Annotated in this window: 12 protein-coding genes; 4 read left to right on the top strand and 8 right to left on the bottom strand. The window is 61.5% G+C overall.

Annotation, left to right across the window (positions count from 1 at the left end):
• Positions 1-83: 83 nt before the first annotated feature.
• Positions 84-407, top strand: a complete 324-nt coding sequence (locus tag DW58_RS07240; RefSeq protein WP_024547771.1) for a heavy metal-binding domain-containing protein — start codon at positions 84-86, stop codon at positions 405-407.
• The gene (locus DW58_RS07235; protein ID WP_024547772.1) at positions 404-1,234 is read left to right on the top strand and encodes an N-acetylmuramoyl-L-alanine amidase; all 831 of its coding nucleotides are present in this window, start codon (positions 404-406) and stop codon (positions 1,232-1,234) included. Before DW58_RS07240 ends, DW58_RS07235 begins: the two co-directional genes overlap by 4 nt.
• A gap of 435 nt (positions 1,235-1,669) precedes the next feature.
• Here DW58_RS07235 and DW58_RS07230 read toward each other — a convergent pair whose 3' ends face one another.
• The 3 genes from DW58_RS07230 to poxB all read right to left on the bottom strand — a co-directional run bounded on the left by DW58_RS07230 (position 1,670) and on the right by poxB (position 5,583).
• Positions 1,670-2,683, bottom strand: coding sequence for an NAD-dependent epimerase/dehydratase family protein (locus DW58_RS07230; RefSeq protein ID WP_024547773.1), 1,014 nt, complete (start codon positions 2,681-2,683; stop codon positions 1,670-1,672).
• A gap of 145 nt (positions 2,684-2,828) precedes the next feature.
• Positions 2,829-3,830 carry a low-specificity L-threonine aldolase gene (ltaE, locus tag DW58_RS07225; RefSeq protein ID WP_024547774.1) on the bottom strand — a complete coding sequence of 334 codons (1,002 nt, stop codon included), beginning with the start codon at positions 3,828-3,830 and terminating at the stop codon, positions 2,829-2,831.
• A 34-nt stretch (positions 3,831-3,864) separates the two neighbouring features.
• On the bottom strand, positions 3,865-5,583 hold the full coding sequence (gene poxB / locus DW58_RS07220) for a ubiquinone-dependent pyruvate dehydrogenase (protein WP_024547775.1): 1,719 nt from the start codon (positions 5,581-5,583) through the stop codon (positions 3,865-3,867).
• Positions 5,584-5,735: 152 nt separating this feature from the next.
• Between poxB and DW58_RS07215 the strand changes: the two genes are divergently transcribed.
• Positions 5,736-6,167, top strand: coding sequence for a DoxX family protein (locus DW58_RS07215; protein ID WP_024547776.1), 432 nt, complete (start codon positions 5,736-5,738; stop codon positions 6,165-6,167).
• Positions 6,168-6,227: 60 nt separating this feature from the next.
• Here DW58_RS07215 and hcr read toward each other — a convergent pair whose 3' ends face one another.
• The 4 genes from hcr to aqpZ all read right to left on the bottom strand — a co-directional run bounded on the left by hcr (position 6,228) and on the right by aqpZ (position 10,731).
• Entirely contained in the window at positions 6,228-7,196 is a 969-nt protein-coding gene (gene hcr / locus DW58_RS07210; protein WP_024547777.1) for an NADH oxidoreductase, read from the bottom strand.
• Between the two features lie 10 nt (positions 7,197-7,206).
• A complete protein-coding gene (hcp, locus tag DW58_RS07205) occupies positions 7,207-8,859 on the bottom strand; it encodes a hydroxylamine reductase (protein WP_024547778.1) in 1,653 nt (550 codons plus the stop codon).
• Between the two features lie 143 nt (positions 8,860-9,002).
• A complete protein-coding gene (locus DW58_RS07200) occupies positions 9,003-9,902 on the bottom strand; it encodes a LysO family transporter (protein ID WP_024547779.1) in 900 nt (299 codons plus the stop codon).
• Between the two features lie 133 nt (positions 9,903-10,035).
• Complete coding sequence (gene aqpZ, locus DW58_RS07195) at positions 10,036-10,731, bottom strand: aquaporin Z (RefSeq protein WP_024547780.1); 696 nt, start codon at positions 10,729-10,731, stop codon at positions 10,036-10,038.
• A 319-nt stretch (positions 10,732-11,050) separates the two neighbouring features.
• Between aqpZ and DW58_RS07190 the strand changes: the two genes are divergently transcribed.
• A complete protein-coding gene (locus tag DW58_RS07190) occupies positions 11,051-12,703 on the top strand; it encodes an ATP-dependent endonuclease (protein ID WP_024547781.1) in 1,653 nt (550 codons plus the stop codon).
• A gap of 3 nt (positions 12,704-12,706) precedes the next feature.
• On the opposite strand, the gene DW58_RS07185 is transcribed toward DW58_RS07190, so the two are convergent.
• Entirely contained in the window at positions 12,707-13,651 is a 945-nt protein-coding gene (locus tag DW58_RS07185; protein ID WP_024547782.1) for a VirK/YbjX family protein, read from the bottom strand.
• Positions 13,652-13,664: the final 13 nt, after the last annotated feature.

The following is a 13,664-nucleotide window of genomic DNA, read 5'->3' as shown; positions in this document are numbered from 1 at the left end:
TTTTTCAGCATAGCGTATAGCACACCATTGTGGCTGTGATATTGTGCCCTAACGCATTGATAGCCAAAGCAGGAGAGAGGTTTATGCAATTTTCCACTACCCCTACGCTTGAAGGACAGACGATTACCGAGTACTGCGGCGTCGTGACCGGCGAAGCCATTCTTGGGGCGAATATCTTCCGCGACTTCTTTGCCGGCATCCGCGATATCGTCGGCGGCCGCTCCGGGGCCTACGAGAAAGAGCTGCGTAAAGCCCGTGAAATCGCCTTCAGCGAACTGGGCGAACAGGCGAAAGCGCTGGGTGCCGATGCGGTTGTCGGGATCGATATCGACTACGAAACCGTCGGCAAGGAGAGCAGCATGCTGATGGTCAGCATCACCGGCACCGCGGTGAAAACCCGGCGATGAAGCGGCGGCTGTGGCTCTGCGCGCTGGCGCTTCTGCTGGCGGGCTGCGCAGGTGAAAAAGGCGTTATCGATCGGGGTGGCTATAAGGTCGATACCCGCCGTCAGGCGCAGGCGGCCTATCCGCGTGTGAAGGTGCTGGTTATCCACTACACCGCGGATGATTTCGATACCTCGCTGGCGACCCTCACCGACAAGCACGTCAGCTCGCACTATCTCATCCCGGCCACCCCTCCGCTGGAGGGCGGCAAGCCGCTTATCTGGCAGCTGGTGCCGGAGCGTGAACTGGCGTGGCACGCCGGGGCCAGCTTCTGGCGCGGGGCAAACCGCATCAACGACACCTCGATAGGCATCGAGCTGGAAAACCGCGGCTGGATTAAGGTGAACGGTGCGAAGCAGTTTGTGCCGTTTAACCCGCCGCAGATCGCGGTGCTCACCGATCTGGCGCGCGACATCATCGCCCGCTACGACATCAAACCGCAGAACGTGGTGGCGCACGCCGATATCGCCCCGCAGCGTAAGGATGACCCCGGCCCGCTGTTCCCGTGGCAGCAGCTTGCCGCCCAGGGCGTTGGCGCCTGGCCCGAGGCGTCACGCGTGGCGTTCTACCTCAACGGTCGCGACCCTTACTGCCCGGTGGATACCGCCCTGTTGCTGGACGCGCTGGAGCGATACGGCTATCCGGTCACGCCTGACATGACGCCGGCCCAGCAGAAGCGGGTGATTCAGGCGTTTCAGATGCATTTCCGCCCGGCGCTGTGGAGCGGGGTAGCCGATGCGCAAAGCCTCGCGATTGCCGAGGCGTTGCTGGAGAAGTGTGGGCAGGGGTAAGCGGGGTGCACCCATCGTTCTGGCGTAAGGTCTATGTGATTGCGGTGCCGTCCACCGTTGTACCGCGCTTAACCGAGGTTTTTTACAGCACGTCTATGTGATGGCGGTGTCGGTGCCGTTCACCGTGGCACCGCACTTACATGCAAACACGGTCGCTCGTGAACGGGTGAAGGGGGTTCGCCGCCACCCCCTTCACAATCCCGGCTCCCGGCCAACAAAACCGGCCCTGCGGGCTACCCTTGCCTCCGGCGCCTCGCTCCGGTCGGTCGCGATACCCCATCCCGGGGCTCACGCCCTCTGGCGGTTCCCGACCGCCAGCGCGGGCTCAACGCCTGCAGCGCGGCGGTTTTGATGCCGGACGGGTCCACGCTTCGGTTTGTGTGTTTATGGTGGGTGCACCTCGCACACCTGCCGTTTGTCGCGCAATCGCCATTGCTAGCGCTGCCAGGTGCCGTGATCCCGCAGCCACAGTGCGGTGCGCTCAATCCCTTCATCCAGCGACACCACCGGCTCATAGCCCAGCTCGTCACGGGCGCGGGTGATGTCGAGAGTGAAATCGAAATGCAGCTTGGAGACGCTGAAGTGGGTCAGCACCGGCTCTTTGTCGGATTTATTGGCCAGCCGCTCCATGCTGCGCGCCATCATATCGAGCATGGCGTAGGGCACGGAACGGATGCGGCAGGGGATCGCCAGCTCGTCAATCAGCTTCTGGACGATGCTCCGCAGCGAACGCGGCTCGCCGTTGGTGATGTTGTAGGCCCGACCAGAGGGCAGCGCATCGCAGGCGCTGGAGCTGGCGAGCCACATCGCATGGACCGCATTCTCATGGTAGGTCATGTCCACTACCGCCTCGCCGCCGCGCGGCAGCGGCAGGTTGCCGTAATGGCGCATCAGGTGCATCAGACGCGGGAAGAACACCGTGTCGTGCTGCCCAAACAGGCTCTGCGGCCGCAAAATCGTAAAGCGCGTATGGGGGTTAGCCTGCGCCAGCATGGTCACCACCTCTTCGCTGGCCGCCTTGCTGCGGGCGAACTCGTTGGCGAAACGCGGCGGGCGAAAGCTTTCGTCGATGTTGTGGTGGTGATGAAAATCGAAATAGAGCGACGGCGAGGAGATGTGCACCACGTTGCGCACGCCCCAGGCGACGGCCCACTCCCCGAGTCGACGGGTTGCCCGCACGTTGGCGAGATCAAACGCCGCCTGCTTGCCCCAGGGGGAGGTCAGGCTGGAGCAGTGCCACAGCGTGTCGATATCGGCCAGCAGGACTTTCGCCTGCGAGGAGACCAGCTCGGTGAGATCCGCGGGGATAAACTCCGCCCCCATCTTCTGGAGCAGACGACCCATCGCTTCATTGCGCCCGGTGGCGCGCACGCGAACACCGCGCTTTAATAAATACTCGACTGCGTTCCGGCCTAAGCCGCTGGTGGCACCCGTTACCAGTACCTTCATAACAACCCGCTGTGGTGGTGACATGTCGCTGCGCATTCTTTCGTGAAATCAACAATCATGCAATGGGCTGTCTGGTCCAAATGTAACAAAAGGCAGGATAAGCGATAAAAAGCGGAGCGGCGCGCCGTTGCGCACCGCTGTTGGCTCAACGGGCCAGGAAGGTGCGCCAGTGCGTGACCACCTGCGCCAGCTGCTCGCGGTTCACGTCCAGATGCGTCACCAGACGCACCGCCGGCGAGGCGTTAATCAGGACGCCGTTGGCCGCCATATGCTCGCCCAACGCGGCGGCGCGGCCCTCCGGGGCACGCACGAACACCATATTGGTATCCTGACGCAGCACGTCGGCACCGATCTCGCGCAGCTGCGCAGCCAGCCAGGCCGCATTGTCGTGATCGTCCTTAAGGCGCTGAACGTTGTGCTCCAGCGCGTAACGCCCGGCCGCCGCCAGAATGCCCGCCTGGCGCATGCCGCCGCCGGTCATCTTGCGCCAGCGGTTGGCGCGGTGAATATACGCCGCGCTGCCCACCAGCAGCGATCCGACCGGCGCACCCAGCCCCTTGGAGAGGCAGATGGTAAAGGTATCGCAGTACTGCGCCACGTCTTTCAGTTCGCAGCCGTACTCCACCACCGCATTAAAGATGCGCGCGCCGTCTACGTGCAGGCCGAGCCCGCGCTCGCGGGTAAAGGTCCAGGCGTCGCGCAGATAGTCACGCGGCAGCACTTTGCCGTTATGGGTGTTCTCAAGGCTCAGCAGGCGGGTGCGGGCGAAGTGGATATCGTCCGGCTTGATTTTCTCGGCCACTTTATCCAGCGGTAGCGTGCCGTCGCGGCTGGCGTCAATGGGCTGCGGCTGAATGCTGCCCAGCACCGCCGCACCGCCCGCTTCATAGAGATAGTTGTGGGCCAGCTGGCCCACAATATACTCTTCGCCGCGTTCGCAGTGGGTAAGCAGCGCCACCAGGTTCGCCTGGGTGCCGGTAGGCAAAAACAGCGCGGCCTCTTTACCGGCCAGCGCCGCGGCATAGTCCTGAAGCGCGTTAACGGTGGGGTCGTCGCCGTAGACGTCATCCCCGACCGGGGCATCCAGCATAGCCGCTTTCATGGCGGCACCCGGACGGGTGACGGTATCACTGCGTAAATCGATCACGGGAAATCCTTATCGTCAGTAGGTTTCCCTCTTTTTACCGAAACCAGTTGGTTTTCGCCAGCTCCATCACTTCATCGCCGCGGCCGTTGATGATGGCGCGCAGCATATAGAGGCTGAACCCTTTGGCCTGTTCGAGTTTGATCTCCGGCGGCATGGCCAATTCATCTTTGGCGACCACCACGTCCACCAGTACCGGGCCATCGTGGGCAAAGGCGCGTTCCAGCGCGCTGTCCAGGTCGGCAGATTTCTCAACGCGGATACCGGTGATGCCGCAGGCTTCGGCGATGCGTGCAAAGTTAGTATCACCCAGTTCGGTACCGTCGGTGAGGTAGCCGCCCGCTTTCATCTCCATCGCCACGAAGCCCAGGGTGCTGTTGTTGAACACCACGATCTTCACCGGCAGCTTCATCTGCGCCACCGACAGGAAATCCCCCATCAGCATGCTGAACCCGCCGTCGCCGCACATCGCTATCACCTGACGCGACGGATCGGCGGCTTTCGCCCCGAGCGCCTGCGGCATGGCGTTGGCCATCGAGCCGTGGTTGAACGACCCAATCAGGCGGCGCTTGCCGTTCATCTTCAGGTAGCGCGCTGCCCACACCGTCGGGGTGCCGACGTCGCAGGTAAACACGGCGTCCTCATCGGCGTAGTGGCTGATCTGCTGCGCCAGATACTGAGGGTGGATCATCTCCTTGCCCGGTTTGGCCAGCTCGTCCAGCCCTTTGCGTGCGTCGCGGTAGTCCTCCAGCGCCTTATCAAGGAAGCGGCGGTCGGTTTTCTCCTCCAGCAGCGGCAGCAGGGCGCGCAGGGTCGATTTGATGTCGCCCACCATCGCCATATCCACCTTGCTGTGGGACCCCAGGCTCGCCGGGTTGATATCGATCTGAATAATTTTCGCATCGTTTGGGTAGAACGCGCGGTACGGGAACTGGGTGCCGAGCAGGATCAGGGTGTCGGCGTTCATCATGGTGTGGAAGCCCGATGAAAAACCGATCAGCCCGGTCATGCCGACGTCATACGGGTTGTCGTACTCGACGTGCTCTTTGCCGCGCAGGGCATGGACGATGGGCGCCTTCAGGGTGGCGGCGAACTGAAGCAGCTCCTCGTGCGCCCCGGCACAGCCGCTGCCGCACATCAGGGCGATGTTGCTGGAGTAGCGCAGCACCTGGGCCAGCTTTTTGAGTTCATCGTCGTTCGGGGTTACCACCGGCGCGGACGGGGCGTACCAGTGGGTGGAGGCGTCTTCCGGCGCGGGCTTCAGCGCCACGTCACCGGGCAGGACGATCACCGATACCCCGCGGTTGAGGATGGCTTTGTGCATGGCGATAGCCAGCACCTGCGGGATCTGCTCCGGGGTGGAAACCAGCTCACAGTAGTGGCTGCACTCGCGGAACAGCTCCTGCGGGTGCGTCTCCTGGAAGTAGCCGCTGCCGATTTCGCTCGACGGGATATGCGCCGCGATGGCGACCACCGGCACGTGGTTGCGGTGGCAGTCAAACAGACCGTTGATCAGGTGAAGGTTGCCCGGCCCGCAGGATCCGGCGCAGACCGCCAGTTCACCGGTGAGCTGCGCTTCCGCGCCCGCGGCAAACGCGGCCACTTCCTCATGGCGGGTCGGCATCCAGTCTATCGTGCCCATGCGGTTGAGGCTGTCGCTCAAGCCGTTAAGGGAATCGCCGGTCACCCCCCAGATGCGCTTCACGCCGGCCTGTTCGAGAGTTTTTGCGATATACGCGGCAACGGTCTGTTTCATCGGTCCTCCATACCCTGTTTGTGATAACGCTTACAAGCTTAGTTCATTTTCCGTGACAGACCGCCGCGTAGCCCCGTAGTTTGTAGGGGTTTTATGATGGTGAAATGTGACGCATTCCGGCGTTTATCTTTGGGCAAAAGGAAAACATTCAGATGGTTACCCATATACTGACCACATTTAACCGAACCCTCGAGCATGAGGATTTCGGAAAGCTTTTGTTACGACTTGCCGTAGGCGGTCTGATGCTGTTTCACGGGGTGCATAAACTGATCGACGGGGTGGACGGCATCGCCGGCATGCTAACGGCGCAGGGGCTACCGGCATTTATCGCTTATGGCGTGCTGGTGGGCGAAGTGCTGGCCCCGTGCCTGATTATCCTCGGTATCGCTACCCGTCCGGCGGCGCTGGTGCTGGCTTTTACCATGATCGTCGCCTGGCTGATGGTCGGGACAGGCAAAACCTGGCTGCTGGATAACACCGGGGCATGGGCAATTGAGAACCTGATGTACTTCTTTGTTGGCGCGCTGGCGGTGGCCTGCCTCGGCGCCGGGCGTTACGCGCTCGGTCAGGCGCAGTGGCGATAGTCATCGAATAAAAAAAGGGCGGTGAAGACCGCCCGTTCTGTTACCGATGACGCGGCAGGACTAGGCCAGCGCCAGGTCACTCTGCGGATGGCAGGAGCAGGCCAGCACGTAGCCGTCGGCAATCTCTTTGTCGGTGAGGGTCATGGTGCTCGACACCGTATATTCTCCCGACAGCACCCGCGTTTTACAGCTTCCACACACCCCGGCGCGACAGGCGGCATTCACCGGCACGCGGTTGCTCTCCAGCGCCTCCAGCAGCGTGGTGCCCACCGGGCCGTAAAATTCACGCGCCGGATGCAGGGTGGTGAACTTCAGCCCACCGGACGCCGGTGCGGCAGCGGGGGTAAAGAACGTCTCTTTACGGACGCGCGTGACGCCCAGCTCCCGCGCCATCTGCTCCACGGCGTCCATATAGGGCGCCGGGCCACAGACCATCACGGTGCGTGAGGCGATATCCGGTACCGCGGCCAGCACCTCGCGGCTGATGCGCCCCTCCAGAAAGCCGAGGGTAGCCTGCTGCTCCGCCATCAGCGTGACCGGATACTCCCGCCACTCGTCGGCAAAGATCACGTCCTGCGGGGTACGCACGTTATAGATCACCGCGACATCGGCCTCCGGGCGGTATGTTGCCAGCCAGCGGCGCATGGAGATAATCGGCGTCACGCCGCAGCCCGCGCCCAGCAGCAGAAAGCGGTCGTTATCGTCGCGGTCGCAGGTGAAGTCTCCCTGCGCGTCCGAAAGCCACAGGTAATCCCCGCGCTTCACCTGCCCGGTCAGCCACCCTGAACCCACACCGTTTTCGATACGGCGCACGGTGAGGGTGATAAACGGACTGACGCCCGGCGTGGCCGAAATGGTGTAGGCGCGCAGCGTGTCCGGGCTGTTGTTAATGCTCACCAGCGCGTACTGACCAGCGCGCCAGTGGTACTGGTCGTGGCACAGCAGCGCCAGCGTCCAGACGTCGGGCGTCTCCTGGGTAATGTGGTGAACCTGCATACGCCATGGGCAGAGGGGAGAGGGCATCGTCATATTTTGCTCCTTACGCGTTCAGCAGCTCGCGCATATCCTGCTCGACGGTGGTCACCTGACGCAGGCCGAATTTCTCATTCAGCACCGCCAGCAGGTCCGGGGTCAGGAAGCCGGGGGCCGTTGGGCCGGTGATGATATTGGTGACGCCAAGCGACAGCAGGGTCAGCAGAATGACAATCGCCTTCTGCTCGAACCAGGAGAGCACCAGGCTCAGCGGCAGGTCGTTAACCCCGCAGCCCAGTTTCTCCGCCAGCGTCACCGCCAGAATAATCGCCGAGTAGGCGTCGTTGCACTGACCGGCATCCACCAGGCGCGGCAGCCCTTCGATATCGCCGAACTCGAGCTTGTTGAAGCGGTATTTACCGCAGGCGAGGGTGAGGATCAGGCAGTCGTCCGGTACGCTGGTGGCGAAGTCGGTAAAGTAGCTGCGCTCCCCGCGCGCGCCGTCGCAGCCGCCCACCAGGAAGATGTGGCGCAGCTTCTCGCGGCTCACCAGATCGATCAGGGTATCCGCCGCGCCGAGCAGCGTCTGGCGACCAAAGCCGACGGTAATCAGGTGCTCAATTTCGCTGTACGGGAAGCCGCCGAGCTGCTGTGCCTGGCCAATAACCGGGGCAAAATCATCGCCCTCAAGGTGGTTGACGCCCGGCCAGCCGACGATGCTGCGCGTCCAGATGCGGTCGTTGTAGCTGCCGACGTGCGGGTCGATGATGCAGTTGGAGGTCATGACGATCGGGCCCGGGAAGCGGGCAAACTCGGTCTGCTGGTTCTGCCAGCCGCTGCCGTAGTTCCCCACCAGGTGTTTGAACTTGCGCAGTTCCGGGTAACCGTGCGCCGGCAGCATCTCGCCGTGGGTATAAACGTTCACCCCGGTGCCTTCGGTTTGCAGCAGCAGGTTATAGAGATCCTTCAGGTCATGGCCGGAGATCAGAATGCATTTGCCCGCGACCGGCTTAACGTTGACCTGGGTTGGGGTCGGGTGGCCGTAAAGCGAGGTTTCCCCGTTATCCAGTATGCTCATCACGCTGAAGTTCATCTGGCCGATGCCCATCGCGCACTCAAGCAGGGCGTTCATGTCCGCAGGCCAGGTGCCGAGCCAGGCCATGAACTGATGGTAGCGGGCATAAATCTCGTTATCGTACTGGCCCAGCACGTGGGCGTGTTCCATGTAGGCCGCCGCCCCTTTCAGCCCGTACAGGCACAGCAGGCGCAGGCCGAGAATATTGTCGCCGATAGTGGCTTTATCGATGTTGGGCGCGAAAGCCGCGGCCTGGCGCTGGAGTTCACCCAGGTCGTCGCTGATTAGCTGTAACGCCGCCATTGGGTTATCCACCGTCGCGGCGGGGTCCACCGCCAGGCAGCGGGCTTTCAGCTGCTCACGCAGGGAGATGGCCTGACGCGCGTAGCCGACGATGCGCACCGAGTCGAAGTTGACGTTGGTCAGCGTCGAGAAAAACGCCCGCGGCGCGAAGCTGTCCACCTCGTGATCGATGATGTCATACGCCCGCGCCTTGACTGCCCAGGCGGAAAGCCCCTGCAGCGCGGCGATCAGCAGATCCTGCAGATCGGAGGTTTCGGCGGTTTTGCCGCACATACCCTGCGCATAGGCGCAGCCATCGCCCGCTGGCGTACGGATAGTTTGTTCACATTGCACACAAAACATGATGACACCTTATAAGTTGTATTTAATATGCATGTTTAAGGTTAAGGCAGGGGCAGGGGGTTTAAAAGGGGATTTACCCGCTAGTTGGCGAGAAGTTGATTTAGCGCAATTCCGGTGGCAGCGAGGCTACCACCGGAGAGGTATCAGGCGGTAAAGAAGGCCATCAGGATTGGTACCAGCAGGCTCAGGATAAAGCCGTGCACGATGGCGGCGGGCACCATCTCGATACCACCGCTGCGCTGCAATACCGGCAGAGTGAAATCCATCGATGTGGCACCGCACAGTCCCAGCGCGGTGCTGCGGCTGTGGCGCACCAGGCCTGGAATCAGCATGATGGCGATAAGCTCCCGGGCGAGATCGTTGAAGAAGGTGGCGCTGCCGATCACCGGCCCGTAAGCGTCGGTCATCAGAATGCCCGAGAGCGAGTACCAGCCAAAGCCGGACGCCATCGCCAGGCCGGTTTTCAGCGGAAGGTCGAGCACAAAGGCGTTAATCACGCCGCCCACCAGCGAGCTGGCGACCACTACCACTGCGACGATCATGCCCCGACGATTAAGCACGATCTGGCGCAGCGTCATGCCGTTATTGCGCAGCTGAACGCCAATCAGGAACAGCAGGAATATCAGCGTGTACTCGCTGGCGGCGGTGGCGTGTTGCAGCCATCCCAGACCGCTTAAGCCCACCACGAAACCCAGCACCACCACGCCGCACAGCTTGAGCGACTCCAGCGCCATCGCGATGCGCGAGGGCAGCGCTTCCTGATGATGCGTGTGCCGCCACGGCATGCGGCGCTCAAGCCACAGCAGGGCGGCACAGTTGCACAGCAGGATCACGGCCACGCTGACCGCGCTGTAGTGGGCGATAGCAAGCAGGTTATCCGCCAGGTTATCGAGAAACGCCAGGCTGATACCCATAAAAAACAGGATCAGATAAACGATGTAGCTTAACAGACGATTGATCAGCCGGAGCGCGCCGTCGTGGCGCAGGGGAATGAGGTAGCCGACGATAAGCGGGGCGAGAATAATAAGCAGTCCAGAGAGCATGAAATCAGGGAATCCTTGCAGAGAAACAACGCATTGCCACACTACCGAAAGCGTGACGGTGAGTAAAGCTGCTAAATTTAAGCGTGTTTATGCAAGTTGGATGGGAAGTGGCCCGGCGTACCGGGCCGAAAAATCAGTCGCGTTTTTCCAGCAGCACGCGATAGACGGTTCCACCGAGGATACCGCCGGCAAGCGGCATCATCCAGAACAGCCACAGCTGCTCCAGCGCCCAGCCGCCCTGGAACAGCGCAACCGCGGTGCTGCGCGCCGGGTTAACCGAGGTGTTGGTGACCGGAATACTGATCAAATGAATCAGGGTGAGCGCGAGGCCAATGGCGAGCGGGGCAAAACCGGCCGGTGCCTGTTTATCCGTGACCCCCAGAATAATAATCAGGAAGAACGCGGTTAATACCACTTCAATAAGTAAAGCCGAGAGCATGGAATAATGATTAGGGGAGTGTTCGCCGTACCCGTTAGCAGCAAATCCGCTGGCGGCAGCATCGAAATCGGCATTGCCGCTGGCGATGGTCCAGAGTATTGCCGCTGCAATAATACCGCCCGCCAGCTGGGCAATAATATAGCTGACAATCTCTTTCGCTGGAAAACGTCCGCCCGCCCATAAACCGAGGGTTACCGCCGGATTAAAATGGCCGCCGGAAATATGCCCCACCGCATACGCCATGGTTAATACCGTCAGGCCGAATGCCAGCGCCACGCCGGTAAAGCCTATCCCCAGCTCCGGGTACGCCGCCGCCAGCACGGCGCTGCCGCAGCCGCCGAAGACTAACCAGAAGGTACCGAAACACTCTGCTGCTAATTTTCTAAACATAATTGCCTCAAATAATCCATCATTTATATTGCGCTGTCTCTTTTGGTATATACATCCCACAGCGTTGTAATGCGCGGCGATTCTAATTTCGCCATCGGGGCTTTACCACTGCCAACGCGGAATTTATTGATTTAACGCAAGGGAGAGTCTTCGTCACGAAGGGAAATAATTCATAAATAGCGGCGCGTATTTATCGATGGGTAAATATATATAAATGGTGGTGATAATATAGATATTTATAATTAATCCCGTTTTATCGAGGCGGGCGCTATACTTGCGCCACGAGCCACCCAACTAAATAGATCGTACCGGAGGGATGATGTTCCTGGAGCGCGTCGACGTCGTCGGCTTTCGCGGTATCAACCGTCTGTCGCTCATGCTTGAGCACAATAATGTGCTGATTGGTGAGAACGCCTGGGGGAAGTCGAGCCTGCTGGATGCCCTGACGCTGCTGCTCTCTCCCCACGCTGCGCTCTATCGCTTTACCCGCAACGATTTCTGGTTTCCGCCGGGTCAGGCTGCGGTACGCGAACGCCACCTGCATGTCATCCTGACCTTCCGCGAATCCGGGCCGGGGCACCATCGCGCGCGGCGCTTTCAGGGGCTGGCCGATGCCTGGGTCAAAAACGACGACGGCGTTGCGCGCCTGTTCTATCGCCTTGAGGGCGAAAGCGCCGCCGACGGGACGGCCACCACCCGATGCTCCTTTCTTGACGCGCAGGGAGACGCGCTGCCTCTCGGGGACACGGACGCGCTGGCGCGCGAGCTTATCCGTCTGCATCCGGTGCTGCGGCTGCGCGACGCCCGCTTTATGCGCCGCATTCGGGAGGGTGACCTGCCGGGGGCGCCAGACGTTGAGGTCACGGCCCGCGAGCTGGATTTTCTCGCCCGGGAGCTGGTGGCGCGCCCGCAGCATCTGAGCGATGCGCAGATCCGCCAGGGCCTGACGGCGATGGTGCAGCTGCTTGAGCACTATTTTTCCGAACAGGGCAGCGGCGAAGCGCGTACCCGGCTGCTGCGGCGTCACTCCCACGATGAGCAGCGCAGCTGGCGCTATCTCGACGTCATCAACCGTATGATTGACACCCCTGGCGGCCGGTCGCACCGGATGATTCTGCTCGGCCTGTTCTCCACGCTGCTTCAGGCCAAGGGCAACGTGCGTCTTGACCGCGACGCCCGCCCGCTGCTGCTGGTGGAGGACCCGGAAACGCGGCTGCACCCGATTATGCTGTCGGTGGCCTGGAACCTGCTCAACCTGCTGCCGCTGCAAAAAATCACCACCACCAACTCCGGCGAGCTGCTGTCGATGACGCCGATGGAGCAGGTGTGCCGCCTGGTGCGCGAATCAGCACGGGTCGCGGCCTGGCGGCTGGGGCCGGGCGGCATGAACGCCGAGGACAGCCGGCGCATCGCGTTTCACATCCGCACCAACCGCCCCTCGTCGCTGTTTGCCCGCTGCTGGCTGCTGGTGGAGGGGGAAACCGAGGTGTGGGTGATGAACGAGCTGGCGCGTCAGTGTGGCTACCACTTTGAGGCCGAAGGCGTAAAGGTCATTGAGTTTGCGCAGTCCGGGCTCAAGCCGCTTATCAAGTTTGCCCGGCGAATGGGCATTGAGTGGCACGTGCTGGTGGACGGGGACGAGGCCGGAAAGAAATATGCCGCCACGGTGCGCAGCCTGGTCAATAACGATGCCGAGCGCGATCACCTGACGGCGCTGCCCGCGCTCGACATGGAGCACTTTATGTATCGCCAGGGGTTCGCCGACGTTTATCACCGGGTAGCCCAGCTGCCGGATCGCGTGCCGATGAACATGCGGCGCATTATCGGCAAAGCGATCCACCGCTCGTCAAAGCCGGATCTCGCCATCGAAGTGGCGCTGGAAGCCGGACGACGCGGAGTGGATGCGATCCCGCCGCTGCTGCGCAGCATGTTTTCCCGCGTGCTCTGGCTGGCACGCGGGCGGGCGGACTGACGGCTACAGCGCCTGTAAAATCTGTGCGGTCATATCGTCAAGCAGCGTATAGCGGCGACGGTACTCCGCGCGTTTCTTACTGGCGATCTCCTCCATCGGCTTGCGGGCAACGGCCTGCGGCAGATGATAGTACCCCTGCGGCGTGCGCTCTCCGCCCAGCGACTCCCAGAAGCTGTCGTAGTCGGCGTGCAGCTGCGCTTTCTTATCCCGGTAACGCAGGCTGCGATAGACGTGCGCCTCGTTACTGACGGCCAGAATGGTGCTCAGATTGAAATGCTGCGCCAGGGCGCAGGCCGCTTCCATCACCAGCCGTTTCGGGAACAGGCCGTTGCAGGATTTGGTAGCCTGCTGGATCACGCTGTGCGGCACCTCGGGTTTCGGCCCCTGCAATCCCCCGATAAACAGGGTATTACGCCCGTCCACCTGACAAAGGGTAAACGTCAGTTCGGCGATAATGGTCTGATTCTCATCGCGCAGCACCAGCGTGCTTTCCCCTTCTTTATCCAGCGAGACCAGGGTGACAAAGTCGATGAAGTAGCACGCCTCATCACGCCCCGTCAGGGTTGCGAGCCGCAGACCGGTCTGGCTCATATAGGCGGCGAACTGCGCCGGGCTTAGCGCTGCGCTGAGCGTCTGATAGTGAAAACAGAGCGCCTCGAGGGCGGTTTTGCGGTTAAGATTAGCGGCCAGATAGGGACGATGCAGGCGGCACGGTAGCCGCGGCTGACGCATCAGCAGGCTTTGCGACGCGGGATGCGCGGTCAGCACGTTTAACAGTTTCCGGGTGGAGAAGGGCATCAGCATTGAGCGCAGCATAAATTTGCGGCGAAAACTCGGTTTACGCCAGAATTTAGCGGGCTGCCAGGCCCCGGTGGTCAACGCAACGAACAGCTGCCAGCTGCTCTGCTGAAGCTCCTGCGGAGCGCTATTTTCGATGACGTGCGACATGATGATTACTCAG

The sequence above is a fragment of the Siccibacter turicensis LMG 23730 genome (assembly GCF_000463155.2).
In the GTDB taxonomy this organism is placed as follows: domain Bacteria; phylum Pseudomonadota; class Gammaproteobacteria; order Enterobacterales; family Enterobacteriaceae; genus Siccibacter; species Siccibacter turicensis.
This window is presented reverse-complemented; position numbering and strand designations above follow the sequence as displayed.

What these genes read in the sequence shown, in the direction of transcription:
- DW58_RS07240 (WP_024547771.1), top strand. Translation starts at nt 84, where the DNA reads ATGCAATTTTCCACTACCCCTACGCTTGAAGGACAGACGATTACCGAG.
- DW58_RS07235 (WP_024547772.1), top strand. Translation starts at nt 404, where the DNA reads ATGAAGCGGCGGCTGTGGCTCTGCGCGCTGGCGCTTCTGCTGGCGGGC.
- DW58_RS07230 (WP_024547773.1), bottom strand. Translation starts at nt 2,683, where the DNA reads ATGAAGGTACTGGTAACGGGTGCCACCAGCGGCTTAGGCCGGAACGCA.
- poxB (WP_024547775.1), bottom strand. Translation starts at nt 5,583, where the DNA reads ATGAAACAGACCGTTGCCGCGTATATCGCAAAAACTCTCGAACAGGCC.
- DW58_RS07215 (WP_024547776.1), top strand. Translation starts at nt 5,736, where the DNA reads ATGGTTACCCATATACTGACCACATTTAACCGAACCCTCGAGCATGAG.
- hcr (WP_024547777.1), bottom strand. Translation starts at nt 7,196, where the DNA reads ATGACGATGCCCTCTCCCCTCTGCCCATGGCGTATGCAGGTTCACCAC.
- hcp (WP_024547778.1), bottom strand. Translation starts at nt 8,859, where the DNA reads ATGTTTTGTGTGCAATGTGAACAAACTATCCGTACGCCAGCGGGCGAT.
- DW58_RS07200 (WP_024547779.1), bottom strand. Translation starts at nt 9,902, where the DNA reads ATGCTCTCTGGACTGCTTATTATTCTCGCCCCGCTTATCGTCGGCTAC.
- aqpZ (WP_024547780.1), bottom strand. Translation starts at nt 10,731, where the DNA reads ATGTTTAGAAAATTAGCAGCAGAGTGTTTCGGTACCTTCTGGTTAGTC.
- DW58_RS07190 (WP_024547781.1), top strand. Translation starts at nt 11,051, where the DNA reads ATGTTCCTGGAGCGCGTCGACGTCGTCGGCTTTCGCGGTATCAACCGT.
- DW58_RS07185 (WP_024547782.1), bottom strand. Translation starts at nt 13,651, where the DNA reads ATGTCGCACGTCATCGAAAATAGCGCTCCGCAGGAGCTTCAGCAGAGC.